The sequence below is a fragment of the Actinokineospora sp. genome (assembly GCF_052390155.1).
Taxonomy (GTDB): Bacteria; Actinomycetota; Actinomycetes; order Mycobacteriales; family Pseudonocardiaceae; genus Actinokineospora.
The window spans coordinates 1-17,628 of record NZ_JBQTHF010000029.1 but is presented as its reverse complement, the minus strand read 5'-3'; the positions used below and the strand labels follow the sequence as shown (position 1 = coordinate 17,628).

Sequence of the window (17,628 nt, the reverse complement as noted above, 5' to 3'; positions counted from 1 at the left end):
AGCCGCATGCGGGGTGTCTGGACCACCGGGCACGTCCGGGAGGCCGAGGGCCGGGTGCTCGCCAGGTCCGCGCCCGGCGCACTGATGCGTCGTGCGGCGTATGGCGTCGCACTGCATGCGGCTCGCATGCTCGCCGAGCGCACGGGTGGCGTCGCGGGCCGCCGGGTCGTGCTGCTGGTCGGCGCGGGCGACAACGGTGGCGACGCGCTGTGGGCAGGCGCACTGTTGCGGCGGCGGTCGGTCGGGGTCGCCGCGGTGCTGCTCGACCCGGATCGTGCGCACGCCGATGGCCTGGCCGCCCTGCGCCGCGCGGGCGGGCGCGTGGGGTCCGCCGCCGACATCGAGTCCGCGGACCTGGTGGTGGACGGCATCGTCGGCCTGTCCGCGCGCGGGTCACTGCGGCCATCGGCCGCGGCGCTGGTGGCCCGGGTGCGCGCGCCCGTGCTGGCGGTCGACCTGCCCAGCGGCATCGACCCGGACACCGGTGCGATCGACGGGCCCGCCGTGCGCGCCGATGTCACCGTCACCTTCGGCGCGTACAAGCCCGTGCACGTCCTCGACCCGGTCCGCTGCGGTGCGCTGCACCTGGTCCACCTCGGCCTCGGACCGGAACTGGGCGAGCCCGATTTCCAGGTACTCGACCGCGCCGACGTGGCCCGAGCGTGGCCGCTGCCGGGCCCGGGCGACGACAAGTACACCCAGGGCGTCGTGGGGCTCGCCGCCGGATCGGCGGTCTACCCGGGGGCCGCGGTGCTCGCCGTGGGGTCCGCCGTCCTCGCCACATCCGGCCTGACCCGCTACGCGGGCACGGCGGCCGAGGAGGTGCGCAGGCGCTGGCCTGAGGTCGTGGCGACCGGCTCGGTCGAGGACGCGGGCCGGGTGCAGGCGTGGGTGGTCGGCCCTGGCCTGGGCACCGGCACAGTGGCCGCGGAGGTGCTCGCGCACGTGCTCGACCAGGGCGTGCCGACCTGTGTGGACGCCGACGGCATCACCCTGCTCGGCGCGCGCCCCGAGCTGTGGGACGCCCGCGACCCCGACGCGCCCGTGCTGCTCACCCCGCACGACCGGGAGTTCGCCCGGATCGCCGAGCCGCTGGGCATCCGGCTGGGCACCGACCGGGTCGGCGCGGCTCGCGCGCTGGCCGCGAAGCTCGACGCGACCGTGCTGCTCAAGGGGCACGCCACGGTTATCGCCGGGCCGGATGGCCGGGTGCTGGTCAACCCGGCCCGCTCGCACTGGCCGGCCACCGCGGGCTCCGGCGACGTGCTGTCCGGCCTCGTCGGCGCGCTGCTGGCGGCGGGCCTGCCGCCGGTGCTCGCCGCCGGGTGCGCGGCCTGGGTGCACGTCCGGGCGGGGGAACTGGCCGCGCGAGGCGCGCCCGCCCCGGCGTCGGCGATCGTGGCCGCGGTTCCCGACGCGATCCGCGCGCTCGCCCGCTGAGCGCGCTGTGCAAGCATTGGCGGTGTCATGGCTGATCAGATGATCCCCCGCGCCGAAGTGACCGTCGACCTCGACCTCCTTCGGCACAACGTCGCGCTGCTCGCCGCCCGCGCGGGCGGCGCGGAGACCATGGCCGTGGTGAAGGCCGACGGCTACGGCCACGGCGCCGTCCCGGTCGCGCGGGCCGCGTTGTCCGCCGGGGCGACCTGGCTGGGTTCGTGCTCGCTGGCCGAGGCACTGGCGCTGCGCGCGGCCGGGATCACCGCGCCCGTGTTGGCCTGGCTGGACATCGCGGACACCGACCTGTCCGCCGCGGTCTCGGCGGGCGTCGACGTGTCAGTGTCCAGTGTGGACCAACTGCGCGGGTTGTCCGGCGCGCGGGTGCACCTGAAGATCGATACCGGGTTGTGCCGCAACGGTTGCCCGCGCGCGCGGTGGGCCGAGCTGGTCGCCGCCGCGGCCGGGTCGGACAACGAGGTGTACGCGATCTGGTCGCACCTGGCGTGCGCGGACGAGCCGGACAACCCGGCGACCGACCGGCAGGCCGAGCGGTTCGCCGAGGCGTACCAGGTCGCGCTCGACGCCGGACTGGCGCCGCGCAGGCACCTCGCGAACTCCGCCGCCACGCTGAACCGGCCGGACCTGCACTTCGACCTGGTGCGGGTCGGCATCGCCATGTACGGGCTCAATCCGTTGCCACAACAGGAAGACCTGCGTCCGGCGATGACGTTCCGGTCGTCGGTGGCGCTGCTGAAGCGGGTCCCCGCGGGCGAGTCTGTCTCTTATGGACAGACGTGGACCGCGGACCGGGACACGACTCTCGCGCTGGTGCCGGTCGGCTACGCCGATGGCATCCCGCGTGCGCTGTCCGGGCGCTTCGAGGTGCTGCTGGCGGGCAAGCGCAGGCCCGTGCGCGGCCGCGTGTGCATGGACCAGATCGTGGTCGACTGCGGCGATGACGACGTGTACCTGGGCGATGAGGTCGTGCTGTTCGGCTCGGGCGCGCGCGGCGAGCCCACGGCGACCGAGTGGGCCGACACGATCGGCACCATCGACTACGAGATCGTCACCGGCATGTACCGCCCGCGCGTCACGCGCACCTACCTCGGCGAGGTCGGATGAACTGGTCGACACGGGTCGCGACGGCCGCCGTCGGGGTCGCGGTGGGCGGCGCCGCCCTCGCCGTCCGCTCGGCCCGCAAGCGCAAGCCTGACGAGCTGCACGCGGGCGAACCGTTGGGACAGCTCGCTTCCGACCGGTCGTGCACGGTCGCCACCGACGACGGCATGGCCATCTCGGTCGAGGAGGTCGACCCCGTCGACGGCGGCGACCCCGACCTGACCGTGGTGCTGGTGCACGGTTTCGCGCTGAGCCGCCGCTGCTGGCACTTCCAGCGCCGCGACCTGCCCGAGTCCACCGATCCCCGGGTGCGCCTGGTGCTGTACGACCACCGCAGCCACGGCCGGTCCGAGCGCGCGAACGTCAAGACCAGCTCCATCGAGCAGCTCGCGAGCGACCTGGACGACGTGATCCGCGCCGTCGTGCCCACCGGTCCGATCATCCTTATCGGACACTCGATGGGCGGCATGGTCGTCATGGCGCTCGCTGAACGCCACCCCGACCTGTTCGCCGACCGGGTCCGCGGCGTCGCCCTGATCGGCACGTCGGCAGGCGAGGTCGGCAAGCAGGGGCTGCCGCGACCGCTGCTGTCCAAGTACAACCCGGTGACCCGCATCGTCGGCCGGTTCGCCGAGTGGCAGCCCGGCCTGGTCGAACTGGTCCGCGCTGCGGGCGGCCAGCTCACCCGCCGCGCGGTGCGCACGGTGGGCTTCGGCTCGCGCAGCGTGAGTCCGAGCCTGGTCGACTTCCTGGTGGACATGCTGAACGTGACGCCCGTGCGGGTGTTGGCGGACTTCATCGAGACTTTGGGCAGCCACAACCGATACGCGGCGCTGGCGGGCCTGAAACACTGCCGTGTCCTGGTGATCAGCGGCGACGCGGACTGGATGACGCCGTTCGCGCACGCGGAGCGGATCGCGGCCGAACTGCCCGACGCGGAGCTGGTCCGGGTGCGGGGCGCGGGACACATGGTGATGATGGAGCAGCCGGAGTTGGTCAACGAGCACCTGCTGGGTCTGCTGCGGGAATGCGCGCGCGGCCGGGGCGCGGGCCGGAAATGGTGGTGGCAGCGTGGTTGAGCCGATGGAGCTGGCCGCGGCCGAGGACACCTTCGAGTTCGGCCGCAGGCTGGGCGAGGTGCTGCGCGCGGGCGACCTGATCCTGCTCGCCGGGCCGCTCGGCGCGGGGAAAACGGTGGTGGCCAAGGGAATCGCGGCCGGGCTGGGCGTCAAGGGCCGGGTCAGCAGCCCCACCTTCATCATCGCCCGCGAACACCGGGCGGGCGAGCGCGGCATCCCGCTGGTCCACGTCGACGCCTACCGGCTGGGTGGCGATCTCGACGAACTCGACGATCTCGACCTGGACACCGAGTTGGTGGCGGCGGTGGTCGTTGTCGAATGGGGCGAGGGCGCGGCATCCCGGCTGTCCGACGACCACCTGCTGATCCGGCTCGACCGCCGCCCCGACGACACCCGGCTGGCCACCCTCGAACCGCACGGCGCGTGGATCGACCGCGCCGTAGGGTGGTCGGCATGCGCGCGGTGATCTTCGACTGGGGCGGCACGCTGACCCCGTGGGTGACCATGGACCACCTCGCGGCCTGGCGGGCCTACGCCGACGTCGTGCACCCCGGAAACCCGGTCGCCGCAGGGGAACTCGCCGCCGCGGTGTTCGCCGCCGAAGACGCCGCGTGGCAGCGGGTCCGCGTCGAGCACACCGCGTTCACCTTGGCGTACGTGCTCGACACAGCCGGGGCCCCGCACGAGGAACCGGCGCTGACCGCGCTGCGCGAGTACTGGAATCCCGCCACGCTGACCGATCCCGACGTCGCGCCCCTGCTCGGTGCGCTCAAGGAGCGCGGCCTGCGCACCGGGGTGCTGTCCTCCACCTCGTGGCCCGCGGCCTGGCACGAGGAGGTGCTGCACCGCGACGGCGTCCGCGACCTGTTCGACGGCCGGGTGTGGAGCAGCGATCTTCCTTACACCAAGCCACATCGGACGGCGTTCGAGGCGGCCATGCTGGCCGTTGGGGTGGACGATCCGGCTGACTGCGTCTACGTCGGCGACCGCCCGCACGACGACATCAGCGGCGCCAAGGCGGCCGGGATGCGCGCGGTTCTGGTGCCGCACAGCGACATCCCGGTGCACCAGCGAGTGCCGGTCGACGTCGAGCCGGACGCGGTGGTGCAGCGCCTGTCGGACCTGCCCGCGATCCTGGACGGCTGGCGTTAGCGCGCGATTCCGCGCACCACACCGAGATCGACCAGGTCCCGCGGTCGCAGGCGCAGTTGCTCGGCCGTTGACGGGACCTCGGTGGCGGGGCGCTTGAGGATGGCCGCGCTCAGTTCCGGTGCGATGACGGAGAAGTAGGCGTCCGGGGTGATCCACGTGCGGTCCGGCGCGGCCAGCGCCAGCGCGCCGCCCGAGCCGCCCTCGCCGATGACCAGCGTGGTGACGGGAACCCGCGCGGCGGCGACACAGCCGAACAGTTCCGCGATCGCCGGGCCGACGCCCGCGCGTTCGGCGGCCGCGTCGTTGGCCGCGCCCGGCGTGTCGATCAGGGTCAGCACCGGCAGGCCGAGCCGTTCGGCGAGCCGGATCAGCCTGCTGGCGGTGCGAAATCCGGCCGGTGTCGTCGCGGTGCCCGCCTGCGCGGCGAAGGCGATCGCCCGCCTGCCGCGCAGACCGACGCCGCAGAACATGCCCGCGTCGACGCCGCCCGCGCGGTCGCCGGAAATGGTTCTGCGCAGGTCGAAGTAGTCGTCCAGGTACGCCTCCGCGTGCGGCCTGCCCGCCGACCTGGCGCGCTGAACCGCCGCCCAGCCGTCGCCGGACGACTCCGCCGACCCGAGCGCGCGCGGCAACTCGGCGGGCTCGGGTGTGCCGGAACCCAGCAGTACCAACCATTCCGCGAGTACGTCGGCAAGGTCGTCGGGCCGGCACACCTCGTCCACGTGTCCGCTCGCGAGCTGCCCCTCTGCCGTGTATGCCGGGTCGTAGGCGTCGACCGCTGCCCGCACGCGCCTGCCCGCGAACCCGATCTGCGCCCCCGCGACGCCGATCACCACGTCCGCGCCCGCGCCCAGCGAGGCCCACACCCCGCCGGTCGTCGGGTCGCGCAGTACCGACACCTGCGGCACACCCGCCGTGCGCAGCAGCGTCGACTGCCGCGCGATGCGCTGGAGTTGGCGCAGCGACAGCATTCCCTCGTGCATGCGGCTGCCGCCGGTCGCGATGAGCGACACCAGCGGCGTGCGGGTCTCGCGGGCACGGGCGAAGGCGTACTCGATCCGGTCGCCGGTACCGGTGCCGACCGAACCGCCGAAAAACCGGAAGTCGAAGGCCACCAGCACCGCCGCGGTGTCGCCGATCCGGCCCTCGCCGACGATCACCGACTCGGTCTCCCCCGACCGTTCCACGGCGCGCGCACGGGCCTCGGCGTAGCCGGACCAGTCCAGCGGGCCGTTCGGGCCGGAGCGCGCCGGACCGTCCACAGTGAACTCAACGAAGCCGGTGGAGATCGCGGTGACGATGTCCCGCGCGCCGCCGTCAGCCACGCAGTGCCCGCTTGGTGACCTTGCCCATGTCGTTGCGGGGCAACGAATCCAGGTACCGCACTACCCGGGGCCGCTTGTGCGGCGACAGCAGTCGCGCCACGTGGTCGGCAAGCTCCACTTCGGACGGACGGTCGCCCTCGGCCACGATCCAGGCCACGATCCGCTCGCCGAGGTCGTCGTCCGGTTCGCCGGTCACCGCGGCCTCGGCGACCCCGGGGTGCTCCAGCAGCGCGTTCTCGATCTCGCCCGCACCGATCTTGTAGCCGCCGCTCTTGATCAGGTCGGTGGCCCGCCGCCCGACGATCCGCAGGTAGCCGTCCGGCTCGCGCACGGCCATGTCACCCGTGCGAAACCACCCGTCCCGCAACGCTTCCGCGGTCGCGTCCGGCCGGTTCAGGTAGCCGAGGAACAGGTTCGGCCCGCGCACCTCGATCTCGCCCACCGTCTCGCCGTCGAACTCCGCCAACGGCACGCCCGCGTCGTCCACCAGCCGCAGATCGACGCCGTCCACCGGCAGCCCCACCGTGCCCGGCCGCCGGTCGCCAGCGGCGCGGACACTGCAGTTCATCAGCGTCTCGGTCATCCCGTAGCGCTCCACCACCCGCTGCCCGGTGGCCTTGGTGAGCCGCGCGTGGTCGACCGCGGGCAGCGCCGCCGAACCCGACACCAGCAGCCGCGCCCGCCCGACGGCCGCGGCCAGCGCCGGGTCGGCCTCGCAGTCCGCGGCGAGTCGGTGATACATCGTCGGAACACCGAACATCATCGTCGCGGGACCGGCCAGCGCGTCCGCGACCGCGCGCGAGTCGAACCGGCCGAGGTGGTGCACCGCGCCGCCGCGGCGCAGCGGCCCCAGCATGCCGACGATCAGCCCGTGCACGTGGAACAGCGGCAGCGCGTGCACGACCACGTCGGCCGCGGTCCACTTCCACGCGTCGGCCAGCGCGTCGAGGTTGCTCGCGACGGCCCGGCGCGGCAGCAGCACGCCCTTCGGCGGCCCGGTGGTGCCGGAGGTGTAGACGATGAACGCGGGGGCCTCCGGGTCGGCCTCGGCAGGCAGGACGCCGTCGAGCCGGTCGGTCGGGTCGACGTCGACCCGCGGCAGCGCGGCCAGCGCCGCGGGCAACTCGGCGGCTTGGTCCGCGAGCACCAGATCGGGCGCGCTGTCCCCGACGATGTGCGCCAGCTCACGCGCACCGACCTTCGGATTCACCGGCACGACGGCCACACCCGCCACCAGCGCGGCCACGACCGCCACGCAGGTGTGCAGCGTTGGCGTGGCCCACACCGCGACCCGGTTGGTCCCGTCGAGCCGCGCCGCCAGCGCCTGGGCGGCCTGGGCCAGCTCGGCGTGGGTCAGGGTGTCGGGCCCGAACCGGAGCGCTTCGCGCGCGTCCGGCGTGGCCAAGGTGGGCAGCAGCACTCGGCAACCCTAATGGCGTCCCCGGGGTTTCCGGGGAGTTGCGGCGATCACGTCGAGGGCGCGCCGTACCCTTGACTACCGTGCTGGTACTCGCTATGGACACCGCGACGCCCGCGGTCACCGCCGGAGTCGTCGACCTCGCCGACGGAACCCCCCGCGTGCTGGCCGAGTGCGTCACCGTCGACGCCAAGGCGCACGGCGAGCTGCTGACCCCGCACCTGCGCGACGCCCTCGCGGCGGCGGGCCGCACGCTGGCCGACGTCGACGCGCTGGTGTGCGGGGTCGGGCCCGGTCCGTTCACCGGCCTGCGCGCGGGCATGGTCACCGCCGCCGCCCTCGGCCACAGCCTGGACCGCCCGGTGTACCCGGTCTGCTCGCTCGACGCGATCGCCGCCGACGCCCCCGGCCCGCCGTTGCTGGTCGTCACCGACGCCCGCCGCCGCGAGGTCTACTGGGCTGCCTACGATGCCGCGGGCGCCCGGATCACCGAGCCCGCGGTCACCCCGCCCGCCGAACTGGCCGAGCGACTGGCCGAATTGGGCGTGGTTCGTGCGGCAGGCGCCCGGCTCTACGCGAGCGTGTTCAGCCTGCCGGTGGTCGACCCCGAGCACCCGAGCCCGGCCGGTCTGGTCGCCGTCGCCCGCACCGCCCTGCTCGCGGGCGCGGAGCCCGCCGCGCTCACCCCGCTGTACCTGCGCAGGCCCGACGCGGTCGAGCCCGGCGCCCGCAAGCGGGTGAGCCGAGTATGACGTTCCGGCTAGAACCGTTGCGCCATAAGGACTTGCGCCGCTGCGCCGAACTGGAGCTGATCCTGTTCGGCGGCGAGGATCCGTGGACCGAGTCGGCGTTCGCGTCCGAATTGGACTGGGGACACTACTACCTCGGCGCCTACGTCGGCGAGGAGTTGGTCGGCTACGGGGGGCTGTCGCTGGCCGGAGTGCCCGGGGACATGGAGGGCAGCGTGCACACCCTCGGCGTCGATCTGGCGTGGCAGGGCAAGGGCATCGGCAAGGCGCTGCTGCGGGCGATGCTCGCGCGCGCCGAGGAGGCCGACGCGCAGGTGTTCCTGGAAGTGCGCGTCGACAACGTCGCCGCCATCGCGCTCTACGAGTCGCACGGGTTCAGCACGATCGGCCTGCGGCGCCGCTACTACCAGCCCTCCGGTGCGGACGCCTACACCATGGCCCGGCCGGTGCCGGTGGAGGAGACCACGTGACGATCATCCTGGGCATCGAAAGCTCCTGCGACGAGACCGGCGTCGGCATCGTCCGGCTTAACCCCGGCGGCGGCCTCGACCTGCTCGCCGACGAGGTCGCCTCCAGCGTCGACCAGCATGCCCGCTTCGGCGGTGTGGTACCGGAAGTGGCCAGCCGGGCGCACCTTGAGGCCATGGTGCCCACCATGCGCCGCGCGTTCGACACGGCGGGGCTCCGACTGTCCGATGTGGACGCCATCGCGGTCACCTGTGGTCCGGGCTTGTCGGGTGCGCTGCTGGTCGGCGTCTCGGCCGCGAAGGCGTACGCGATGTCGTTGGGCGTCCCGCTCTACGGCGTCAACCATCTCGCGGGTCACGTCGCCGCCGACACCCTCGATCACGGGCCGCTGCCGTCGCCGTGCCTGGCGCTGCTGGTATCCGGTGGCCACAGCCAGATCCTGCGCATCGACGACCTGGCCGGGAAGATCACCGAGATCGGCTCCACCATCGACGACGCGGCAGGCGAGGCGTATGACAAGGTCGCGCGCGTCATCGGCCTGCCCTACCCCGGCGGCCCACCCATCGACGCGGCCGCCCAGCGCGGCAACCCGTCCGCCATCGCCTTCCCCCGCGGCCTCACCGGTCCCCGCGACGCGAAGTTCGACTTCTCCTTCTCCGGCCTCAAAACCGCGGTGGCCCGCTGGGTCGAAGCCCGCGAGCGCGACGGCGAACCCGTCCCGATCGACGACGTGGCAGCGTCTTTCCAGGAAGCCGTCGCCGACGTGCTCACGGCGAAAGCGGTACGCGCGGCGACCGAGTTCGGCATCGGCACGCTGGTCGTCTCCGGTGGTGTCGCGGCGAACTCCCGGCTCAAGCAGTTGGCCGCGGAACGCTGTGCGGCGGCGGGCATCGAGCTGCGCGTCCCCCGCCCCCGCCTCTGTACCGACAACGGGGCGATGATGGCGGCACTGGGCGCGCACTTGGTCGCGGCCGGGGTCGAACCGTCCTCTTTGGATCTCTCGGCGAACCCGGCCCTGCCGGTGTCCACGGTGTCGGTCTAGGCGAACAGAATTCGGGTGTCCCGAAAGACACCCGAATTCCGCTACCGAGTCAGGCGCGGCGTACGTCCACGTCGGCCGCGCGGACGTAGGCGATCCGGTGTCCGAACTGGATCTGCAGGTACTGCTCCCCGCGCACCACCGTGTGGTTGGTCGCGTCGAACGTCGTCGCCCAGTAGTACTCCGACGGCGTGCTCAGCCCCAGCGCGTAGGTCTGCCCGGCGGGCAGCGAGTACTGCAGCGGCACGACGCTCTGCACGGGTACCCCTGCCGGGTATGCCGCCGCCTCCGGGTACGCCCGGCCGTACACCGGAACGCTTGCCACGCCTGGCTTCGCGGTCACCACCGAGCCCCGCGCGGGCACCGCGTCGCGGCTGCGGAACCAGCCCTTCTGGCCGAGGTACCACACCGCGGTCCAGTCGCCCTGGCGGTCGGCGACGGCGAACCGCTGGCCGGTCTCCACGCGGCTGCCGTGGTCGGAGATGTGCATTGTGGACGGTGTGCCGTTCGGGCGCAGTCCGATGTCGACCAGCAGCGTCGCGTCGTCGCGGGGTTCGCCGCGCAGCACCACCGAGGTCGACCCGCGCGGTGCGCACGGCATCCCGGCCGTGACGCAGCCGGTGAACGCGGGCTGGTTCGTGCGGTAGTCCGGGTTGATCGTCACGAGTCCGGCGTGGTGGCCGCCCTTGGCCTTGATCGGCGCGCCGAGCAGGTCCATGTAGTGCGCCCAGTCCCAGTACGGCCCCGGGTCCCAGTGCATGCCGCGCACGTTCGCGGGCGTGGTGCCCGGCACGTTGTCGTGCCCGATGATGTGCGCGCGGTCCAACGGAACGTCGTGCCTCTTGGCCAGATACCGCACCAGCTTCGCCGACGTGCGGTACATCGCCTCGGTGTACCAGCTTCCCTGCGCGGCGAAACCCTCGTGCTCCAGGCCGATCGACTTGGCGTTGACGTACCAGTTGCCCGCGTGCCAGCCGATGTCCTCGGTGCGCACGTGCTGGGCGATGTGCCCGTCGCTGCTGCGCAGTGAGTAGTGCCAGCTGACGTAGGTCGGGTCGGTCACCAGGCGCAGGGTGGTGTCCCAGGTGGCCTCGGTGTCGTGGATGAGGATGTACTCGACCTTCTGGCTCACCGGCCGGTTCGCCTGGTCGTGGTTGCCGTAGTCGTTGCCCGGCAACTCCTGGTACGGCGCGGGAATCCACTCGCAGCCCAGGTTGCGGGGGCACTCGGCCCGGTCCGGGTCGGTGTGGCGCAGACCGAGCCGCGCCAGCGACGACGTGTCGGGGGTCAGGGCGGGGGAGGCGGCCAGTCGGACATGCTGGCCGTCGTCGGTCGTGCGTTCGGCGCCCTCGCGGAGCACGGTGAACACCTCGTCCGCGAACGTCGACGCCGCGCCCGTGTCGGTCGCGCCGCTGTAGCGGGCGACCGCGCCGTACCAGGCGGCCGGGTCGGCACTCGCGGGGCCGATCTCCCGCTGGTAGTGCGCGAGGAGCGCGGCGCCGCCACGGATGTTGGCGGCGGGCTCGGTACGCAACTCGGCGGCGTCGAGCCCGGTCAGTTCGGCGGCGAGGCCCGCGGTGCGCAGCATCGGCGAGTCGAGGTCCGGCGTGCCCGCCTCGGGTGTCAACACCGCTCGGGCGTCGTCGCCGCGCGGGTCCTCGGTGCCCTCGTCGTGGTGGCTGCCGCCCGAGTTGGCGGTCTCCACGTCGGTCAGGTGCATCGGCCCGTAGCCCGCCGCGGTGCTGGGCGTGCCCGCGTTGGCATCCCACCGCGACTGCAGGTAGGCGACGCCGAGCAGTACCCGCTCGGGCACGCCGTACTCGGCGGCGGCCGAGCTGAAGTCACGTTGCCGCTCGTCGTCGTGCGTCGGCGCGGCGGCCACCGGGGCGGCGGTGCCGGTCAACAGCAGGGCGGTGACGGCAAGGGCCAGGGTGCGCGACACGGGCAGCCTCCCGAAGCGGGGCGATCGGACTGCCGATCACTCTGCTGCCGGCGAGCGTGTACGTCAATTGTTTCCACGATATCTATCTAGTGAGTGCATTCCCGGCAGCTCGCGCCGCATGCTCGTCCGCGACCCAGCACCGCCCGCCGTCGGCGTACCGCCGCAACACACTGTCCGGCGGCGCGGGCAGGTCGGCGATGAAGTCCATCCCCACCGCCTGGAACGCTGCTCCCGCATCGACCTCGATGGCCCGCAGCCGGTCGAAGTCCCCTGGTAGCGCGGCTCGAACAACAGTCACCGAACGAGTCTAGGAACCGCGCGGGTGGGGGTCGTTGCAGGGTTAGCAGTCGCGTGGGTAGAGTGCTAGATGCACGGCACCAGTACCGCCCCGGCACCCGCGACGGCGGGGTGGCAGGAGCCGTAACGAGGGGTCGGCCGTCCGGTCGGCACCGCGTGAACTGTCATTAGGTACCTGCCAACGCTTTCGACGACCCGTGGAGGTCACAGCGGTGAGCGTCAACATCAAGCCGCTCGAAGACAAGATCGTTGTCCAGGCGAGCGAGGCCGAGGCCACGACCGCCTCCGGTCTTGTCATCCCGGACACCGCCAAGGAGAAGCCCCAGGAGGGCAAGGTCATGGCCGTGGGCCCGGGCCGGATCGACGACAAGGGCAACCGCGTCCCCATGGACGTGGCTGTCGGAGATGTCGTCATCTACTCCAAGTACGGCGGCACTGAGGTCAAGTACAACGGCGAGGAGTACCTCATCCTCTCCGCTCGCGACGTGCTGGCCGTCATCAACTGACGTCCGGCTGACCAAGCAAGGACGCCCCGGCGGCCCCGTTCGGGGCCACCGGGGCGTTTGCGCGCTCGCGGGTTCCCACGGGGATCGCAATGCACACGAGAGGTAGTCAATGCCCAAGCAGATCAGTTTCGACGAGGACGCTCGTCGAGCCCTTGAGCGCGGGGTGAACAAGCTCGCCGACACGGTCAAGGTGACCCTCGGCCCGCGCGGGCGCCACGTCGTGCTCGCCAAGAAATTCGGTGGACCCACCGTCACCAACGACGGCGTGACCATCGCGCGCGAGATCGACCTGGAAGACCCGTTCGAGAACCTGGGCGCCCAGCTCGCGAAGAACGTCGCCACCAAGACCAACGACGTCGCCGGTGACGGCACCACCACGGCCACCGTGCTCGCCCAGGCGCTGGTCCGGGTCGGCCTGCGCAACGTTGCCGCGGGTGCGAACCCGATGTCCATCGGCGTGGGTATCCAGGCCGCGTCCGACGCCATCGTCGAGGCCCTCAAGGCAAAGGCGACGCCGGTCAAGGGCCGCGACAACATCGCCCAGGTCGGCACCGTCGCCTCCCGCGACGCCTCGATCGGGGCGCTGCTCGGCGAGGCCATCGAGAAGGTCGGCGAGGACGGCGTGATCACCGTGGAGGAGTCCTCCACACTGGCCACCGAACTCGTCATCACCGAGGGCGTCCAGTTCGACAAGGGCTTCGTCTCGGCCCACTTCGCCACCGACCCGGAGGCGCAGGAGGCGATCCTGGAGGACGCCTACATCCTGCTGCACCGGGAGAAGATCTCCGCGCTGGCCGACCTGCTGCCGGTCCTGGAGAAGATCGCCGAGAGCGGCAAGTCCGTCCTCATCGTGGCCGAGGACGTCGAGGGCGAGGCGCTGTCCACCCTGGTGGTCAACGCCCTGCGCAAGACGATCAAGGCTGTCGCGGTGAAGGCGCCGTTCTTCGGCGACCGGCGCAAGGCGTTCCTGGACGACCTCGCCGTCGTCACCGGCGGCCAGGTCATCGCCGCCGAGGTCGGGCTGAAGCTGTCCGAGGCCACCCTCGACGTGCTGGGCACCGCCCGGCGCATCGTGGTCACCAAGGACGACACCACCCTCATCGAGGGCGGCGGCAACAAGGCCGACGTCGACGGGCGCGCCGAGCAGCTCCGCAAGGAGATCGAGGCGTCCGACTCCGACTGGGACCGCGAGAAGCTGCAGGAGCGGCTCGCGAAGCTGTCCGGCGGTGTCGCGGTGATCAAGGTCGGCGCGGCGACCGAGACCGAGCTGGCCGAGCGCAAGCACCGCATCGAGGACGCGGTCGCCGCGACCAAGGCCGCGGTCGAGGAGGGCATCGTGCCCGGCGGCGGCGCCGCCCTGGTGCAGCTCGCCAAGGAGCTCGACGGCGGCCTCGGCCTCACCGGCGACGAGGCGACCGGTGTCGCCATCGTCCGCGAGGCGCTGTCCGCGCCGCTGTTCTGGATCGCCACGAACGGCGGCCAGGAGGGCGCGGTCGTGGTGAACAAGGTGCGCGAGCTGCCGTGGGGCCACGGCTTCAACGCCGCCAAGCTCACCTACGGCGACCTGCTGGCCGACGGCGTGGTCGACCCGGTGAAGGTCACCCGCTCCGCGGTGGCCAACGCGGCGTCGATCGCCCGCATGGTGCTCACCACGGAGAGCGCCATCGTGGAGAAGAAGGAAGTCGAGTCCCCCGCGGCCCAGGGCCACGGGCACGGCCACGGTCACTGACCTGGCTTGAGCCGACGAAGGGCCCGTTCGAGGGAACTCGAACGGGCCCTTCGTCGATGTCTACTTGGCGACAGCCAGGCTGCGCTTCTCGGTCTTGATGATGGCCTCGCGCTCGGACTCCGACAGACCCCCCCAGATGCCGTACGGCTCGTGCACGGCGAGCGCGTGGGTTCGGCACAGCGACAGCACCGGGCAGCTCTGGCAAATGGACTTGGCCTTGGCCTCCCGACGCACCCGGGCGGGCCCGCGCTCGCCGTCGGGGTGGAAGAAGAACGCGCTGTCCATGCCTCTGCACGACCCGTCGAGCTGCCAGTCCCACACGTCGGCGTTCGGACCGGGGAGCCTGCGTGTGTCCGCCATCGTGGCCGCCTCCATGTCTGGTGGGAGTGTCTGGTGGAAGGGAGCGTCAATACTCCATTCGGTGCAGCGGGTTACACGCTAGAACCGCGCCAATACTTGTTCAAGGGTGATCGACTCATTGGTTGCCCGATTCAGCCGATCGGCATCCTCCGATCGACGGAGCGTGGTCGTGTGCCCAGTTGCCGGACACGCGGGGTCACCCGACGATGGGGGTGTGGTGACCAAGTCCGAGCCCGTCATCCCGGGCAGCGCTACCGCGGGTGTTCCCCCGGCGGGCGACGAGCCGACCCTCCCGGTCGCCGCGGTCGCCCGCAGGCTCGGCATCGCCCCCGCCACGCTGCGCACCTGGGACCGCCGGTACGGCGTCGGCCCGAGCGGGCACACGACGGGCAGCCACCGGCGCTACGGGCCGGCCGACATCGCCCGCCTCGAACTCATGCAGCGCGCGCTGCTCAAGGGTGTGGCCCCCGCGGAGGCCGCCGAGTACGCGCTGCGGCTGATCGCCGACGACGCCGAGATCCCGACGCCCGCGCGCGGCGACGCCGACCTGGCCGGGCCCGGCGGGCTGGACGCGGAGCTGGAGTCCGCGTTCGCGGCGGCCGAGCCCGCCCGGCACGGCGGCAGGCGGCTCGCGCTGCCCGGCGGCACCCCGGCCGCGCGCGGCTTCGGCCGGGCGGCGCTGGCCATGGACGACGACGCGGCCCAGCGGATGCTCCTCGACGCGATCGGGTCCGACGGGGTGGCCGCGGTGTGGGACGGGGTGATCCGGCCGGTGCTGGCCGCCGTGGCGGGCCGCTGGGCGCACGCGGGCGACGGCGTGGAGGTCGAGCACCTGATCCACGAGAGCGCGCTGGCCGCGATGATCCGGGCCACCCCACTGCTGCCCACGCCGCGCAACCCGCGGCCGGTGCTGCTGGCCTGCGTCCCCGGTGACCGGCACAGCCTGCCCCTGTACGTGCTGCGCGCCGCGCTGGCCCGGCGCGGCATCGGCACCCTGATGCTGGGCGCCACGGTCCCCAGCGCCGCCATCGCGGCCGCCGTGCGCCGGACCGCGCCCGCCGCGGTCGTCCTGTGGGCCCAGGTGCCCGCCTACGGCGACGCGGCCGTGTTCGACCAGTTGCCCCGGACGCGGCAGCGGGTGCACGTGTTCGCCTGCGGACCCGGCTGGTTCGACCTCGACCTGCCGGGCCGCGCCGAGCGCCTCGACGGGCTGTTGGCCGCGGTCGACCGGATCGAGGCGTTCGTTCTCGGTGACCCGGATTCCTCCAGGTGAGTGACCCCGATCGAGCACCGCTGTGGGACGCGGCTTTCGGCGCCCGACCCGATCGAGACCTTCCCGGCGACCGCGCGACACCCGGTGACGCCTGGCTGGCGGCCGTCGCTCTCGGTGGTCGCGGGTACTACGCGGCGGCGGCCGCGCGCCTGCGGGTGTTGATCAACGGCAGTGATCCGGTGCTCGCCGCGCTCGCCGCGGCGGCCCTCGCGTCGCACCGCAGGCAGCTCGGCGGGCACGCCGCCGCGCGGGCGCTCGACGCGGCCGGGCTGCACCGGCTCGCGGCCGCGGGCGTACTCGGCGCGCGCGGCATCGATCGGGATCATCCGGACATCGCGGGCCCGGCGGGCATGGATGCCAAGGCTGCTCGCTCGGACGTGCTGCTGGGTCTCGCCGCCGACGCCGTCGGACTCGGCCGGACCGCGGAGGCGCGCAGCCTCCTCGCGACCGAGTCGGCATCCCCGGATGCTGGCTGGCGTGCGGAGATCCGCCGGGGCTGGGTGGCGGCGGAGATCGAACTGGGCGCGGGCCGAATCGAGTCAGCCCTCGCCCCGGCGCGGGCCGCCGCCGCGGCGGCGGGGAGATCCACTTCCGTGCGACACCGGACGAAGTCGGCACTCGTGCTCGGCGCGACCCTGGCCGCCGCGGGCGAGCGTGCCCAGGCCCGCGAAATGATCACCGGGGCGCTGGCCGACGCGATCGCGTCGGGACTGCGGCCATTGGTCTGGCCATGCGCCATCGTGCGCGCCGATCTGGCCCCCGAGTCCGCGGCCGCGGATCGCGCGCTCGCGGCCGAGACCCTGCACTGTGTGTTACGACACTCCGACCCCGGCGTCCGGCTGCTCGCCGCGGCGTCGCCATGGGTTCCCACCTGGCTGTTCGCTGCTGCTCCGATCAGGTGAACCTACTGAGGCGGTCATCTGGTGGATTGGTTGACAGATTTACCACCGAATCGTGTCAAGGTTCGGCCCGAAGCGTCCGATAGGGGAAGTGGAACGTCACTCGGCTGCAGGAAGGAGTCCCCGTGACGACGGTCTTGATCTGCGATGACCGCCGCAGCGTTCGGGAGGGCTTGACCCGTGTTATGTCTGCGGTGCCAGGGGTCAGTCGCATCGACTGCGTAGCACACGGTGACGAGTTGCTCGCCCGCTTCTCCCGCCAGCCGGTGGATGTCGTCCTGGTCGGCACCCAGCGCGCCGTGCCCACGGGCGTGGAAGCGACACGGCGACTCGTCTCGGCCAACCCGCAGGCCAACGTCATCGTCTTCGGCGCGCCCGACGACGCGGGCAGCATCGCGGCGGCCATCGCGGGCGGTGCCCGCGGCTATCTGCGGTGGGACGCGTCCCGGCCCGAGCTGGTGGCCGCGCTCGCCCACACGCTCGCCAGTACCTCGGTGCCCGCGCCGCGCCAGCCGTCGGACCCCGGCGTCCAGCTCACCGACCGCGAGCTGCAGGTGCTGCGCGGCATGAGCCAGGGCAAGAGCAACGGCCAGATCGGCCGCGAGCTCTACCTGTCCGAGGACACGGTCAAGACCCACGCCCGGCGCTTGTTCCGCAAGCTCGGCGTGCGCGACCGCGCTCAGGCGGTCGCCCACGGGTTCCGGCGCGGCCTGGTCTCCTAACGCTCCACCAGCGTCGCCGGGCCCGCACGGCTCGCCGTGATTCCCAGGTCACACAGACGATGGCGAAAGTTGCGATCTGCAAACTGGCCCATAATGTGTCGTCTGTCACGCA

18 protein-coding genes are annotated in these 17,628 nt (G+C 72.7%); 13 read left to right on the top strand and 5 right to left on the bottom strand.

Annotation, left to right across the window (positions count from 1 at the left end; translation table 11 throughout):
• Positions 1 to 6: 6 nt before the first annotated feature.
• The 5 genes from ACT4N7_RS11160 to ACT4N7_RS11140 are packed head-to-tail and all read left to right on the top strand — an operon-like array spanning position 7 to position 4,790.
• Entirely contained in the window at positions 7 to 1,440 is a 1,434-nt protein-coding gene (locus ACT4N7_RS11160) for an NAD(P)H-hydrate dehydratase (protein WP_444828585.1), read from the top strand.
• A 27-nt stretch (positions 1,441 to 1,467) separates the two neighbouring features.
• Positions 1,468 to 2,562, top strand: coding sequence for an alanine racemase (gene alr, locus ACT4N7_RS11155; protein ID WP_444828584.1), 1,095 nt, complete (start codon positions 1,468 to 1,470; stop codon positions 2,560 to 2,562).
• Complete coding sequence (locus tag ACT4N7_RS11150; RefSeq protein WP_444828583.1) at positions 2,559 to 3,638, top strand: alpha/beta fold hydrolase; 1,080 nt, start codon at positions 2,559 to 2,561, stop codon at positions 3,636 to 3,638. Before alr ends, ACT4N7_RS11150 begins: the two co-directional genes overlap by 4 nt.
• A gap of 4 nt (positions 3,639 to 3,642) precedes the next feature.
• Complete coding sequence (gene tsaE, locus ACT4N7_RS11145) at positions 3,643 to 4,104, top strand: tRNA (adenosine(37)-N6)-threonylcarbamoyltransferase complex ATPase subunit type 1 TsaE (protein WP_444828649.1); 462 nt, start codon at positions 3,643 to 3,645, stop codon at positions 4,102 to 4,104.
• Complete coding sequence (locus ACT4N7_RS11140; RefSeq protein ID WP_444828582.1) at positions 4,092 to 4,790, top strand: HAD family hydrolase; 699 nt, start codon at positions 4,092 to 4,094, stop codon at positions 4,788 to 4,790. The genes tsaE and ACT4N7_RS11140 overlap by 13 nt, the downstream gene beginning before the upstream one ends.
• Here ACT4N7_RS11140 and ACT4N7_RS11135 read toward each other — a convergent pair.
• Positions 4,787 to 6,115: a carboxyl transferase domain-containing protein gene (locus ACT4N7_RS11135; RefSeq protein ID WP_444828581.1), complete on the bottom strand. Its 1,329-nt coding sequence runs from the start codon at positions 6,113 to 6,115 to the stop codon at positions 4,787 to 4,789. The two genes, ACT4N7_RS11140 and ACT4N7_RS11135, sit on opposite strands and share 4 nt — an antisense overlap.
• A complete protein-coding gene (locus ACT4N7_RS11130; RefSeq protein ID WP_444828580.1) occupies positions 6,108 to 7,535 on the bottom strand; it encodes an acyl-CoA synthetase in 1,428 nt (475 codons plus the stop codon). The genes ACT4N7_RS11135 and ACT4N7_RS11130 overlap by 8 nt, the downstream gene beginning before the upstream one ends.
• An 80-nt stretch (positions 7,536 to 7,615) precedes the next feature.
• On the opposite strand from ACT4N7_RS11130, the gene tsaB reads away from it, so the two are divergent.
• From tsaB to tsaD, 3 genes are read left to right on the top strand one after another with little or no spacing between them, the layout of a single operon-like run.
• A complete protein-coding gene (gene tsaB, locus ACT4N7_RS11125) occupies positions 7,616 to 8,284 on the top strand; it encodes a tRNA (adenosine(37)-N6)-threonylcarbamoyltransferase complex dimerization subunit type 1 TsaB (protein WP_444828579.1) in 669 nt (222 codons plus the stop codon).
• Positions 8,281 to 8,751, top strand: a complete 471-nt coding sequence (gene rimI, locus ACT4N7_RS11120) for a ribosomal protein S18-alanine N-acetyltransferase (RefSeq protein ID WP_444828578.1) — start codon at positions 8,281 to 8,283, stop codon at positions 8,749 to 8,751. Before tsaB ends, rimI begins: the two co-directional genes overlap by 4 nt.
• The gene (gene tsaD / locus ACT4N7_RS11115) at positions 8,748 to 9,791 is read left to right on the top strand and encodes a tRNA (adenosine(37)-N6)-threonylcarbamoyltransferase complex transferase subunit TsaD (RefSeq protein WP_444828577.1); all 1,044 of its coding nucleotides are present in this window, start codon (positions 8,748 to 8,750) and stop codon (positions 9,789 to 9,791) included. Before rimI ends, tsaD begins: the two co-directional genes overlap by 4 nt.
• A 49-nt stretch (positions 9,792 to 9,840) precedes the next feature.
• Here tsaD and ACT4N7_RS11110 read toward each other — a convergent pair whose 3' ends face one another.
• Both ACT4N7_RS11110 and ACT4N7_RS11105 read right to left on the bottom strand, forming a co-directional pair.
• On the bottom strand, positions 9,841 to 11,736 hold the full coding sequence (locus tag ACT4N7_RS11110) for an N-acetylmuramoyl-L-alanine amidase (protein WP_444828648.1): 1,896 nt from the start codon (positions 11,734 to 11,736) through the stop codon (positions 9,841 to 9,843).
• A 76-nt stretch (positions 11,737 to 11,812) separates the two neighbouring features.
• Entirely contained in the window at positions 11,813 to 12,028 is a 216-nt protein-coding gene (locus ACT4N7_RS11105; RefSeq protein WP_444828576.1) for a hypothetical protein, read from the bottom strand.
• A 211-nt stretch (positions 12,029 to 12,239) separates the two neighbouring features.
• On the opposite strand from ACT4N7_RS11105, the gene groES reads away from it, so the two are divergent.
• The gene (gene groES / locus ACT4N7_RS11100; protein WP_444828575.1) at positions 12,240 to 12,533 is read left to right on the top strand and encodes a co-chaperone GroES; all 294 of its coding nucleotides are present in this window, start codon (positions 12,240 to 12,242) and stop codon (positions 12,531 to 12,533) included.
• A gap of 109 nt (positions 12,534 to 12,642) precedes the next feature.
• The gene (gene groL, locus ACT4N7_RS11095) at positions 12,643 to 14,262 is read left to right on the top strand and encodes a chaperonin GroEL (RefSeq protein WP_444828574.1); all 1,620 of its coding nucleotides are present in this window, start codon (positions 12,643 to 12,645) and stop codon (positions 14,260 to 14,262) included.
• 60 nt (positions 14,263 to 14,322) lie between these two features.
• On the opposite strand, the gene ACT4N7_RS11090 is transcribed toward groL, so the two are convergent.
• Positions 14,323 to 14,622 carry a WhiB family transcriptional regulator gene (locus ACT4N7_RS11090; RefSeq protein ID WP_444828573.1) on the bottom strand — a complete coding sequence of 100 codons (300 nt, stop codon included), beginning with the start codon at positions 14,620 to 14,622 and terminating at the stop codon, positions 14,323 to 14,325.
• Positions 14,623 to 14,836: 214 nt separating this feature from the next.
• Between ACT4N7_RS11090 and ACT4N7_RS11085 the strand changes: the two genes are divergently transcribed.
• From ACT4N7_RS11085 to ACT4N7_RS11075, 3 genes are all read left to right on the top strand, one after another.
• A complete protein-coding gene (locus ACT4N7_RS11085) occupies positions 14,837 to 15,895 on the top strand; it encodes a MerR family transcriptional regulator (RefSeq protein WP_444828572.1) in 1,059 nt (352 codons plus the stop codon).
• Entirely contained in the window at positions 15,892 to 16,797 is a 906-nt protein-coding gene (locus tag ACT4N7_RS11080) for a hypothetical protein (protein ID WP_444828571.1), read from the top strand. The genes ACT4N7_RS11085 and ACT4N7_RS11080 overlap by 4 nt, the downstream gene beginning before the upstream one ends.
• Before the next feature lie 122 nt (positions 16,798 to 16,919).
• A complete protein-coding gene (locus ACT4N7_RS11075) occupies positions 16,920 to 17,516 on the top strand; it encodes a response regulator transcription factor (protein WP_018682728.1) in 597 nt (198 codons plus the stop codon).
• The last annotated feature ends 112 nt before the right edge of the window (positions 17,517 to 17,628 follow it).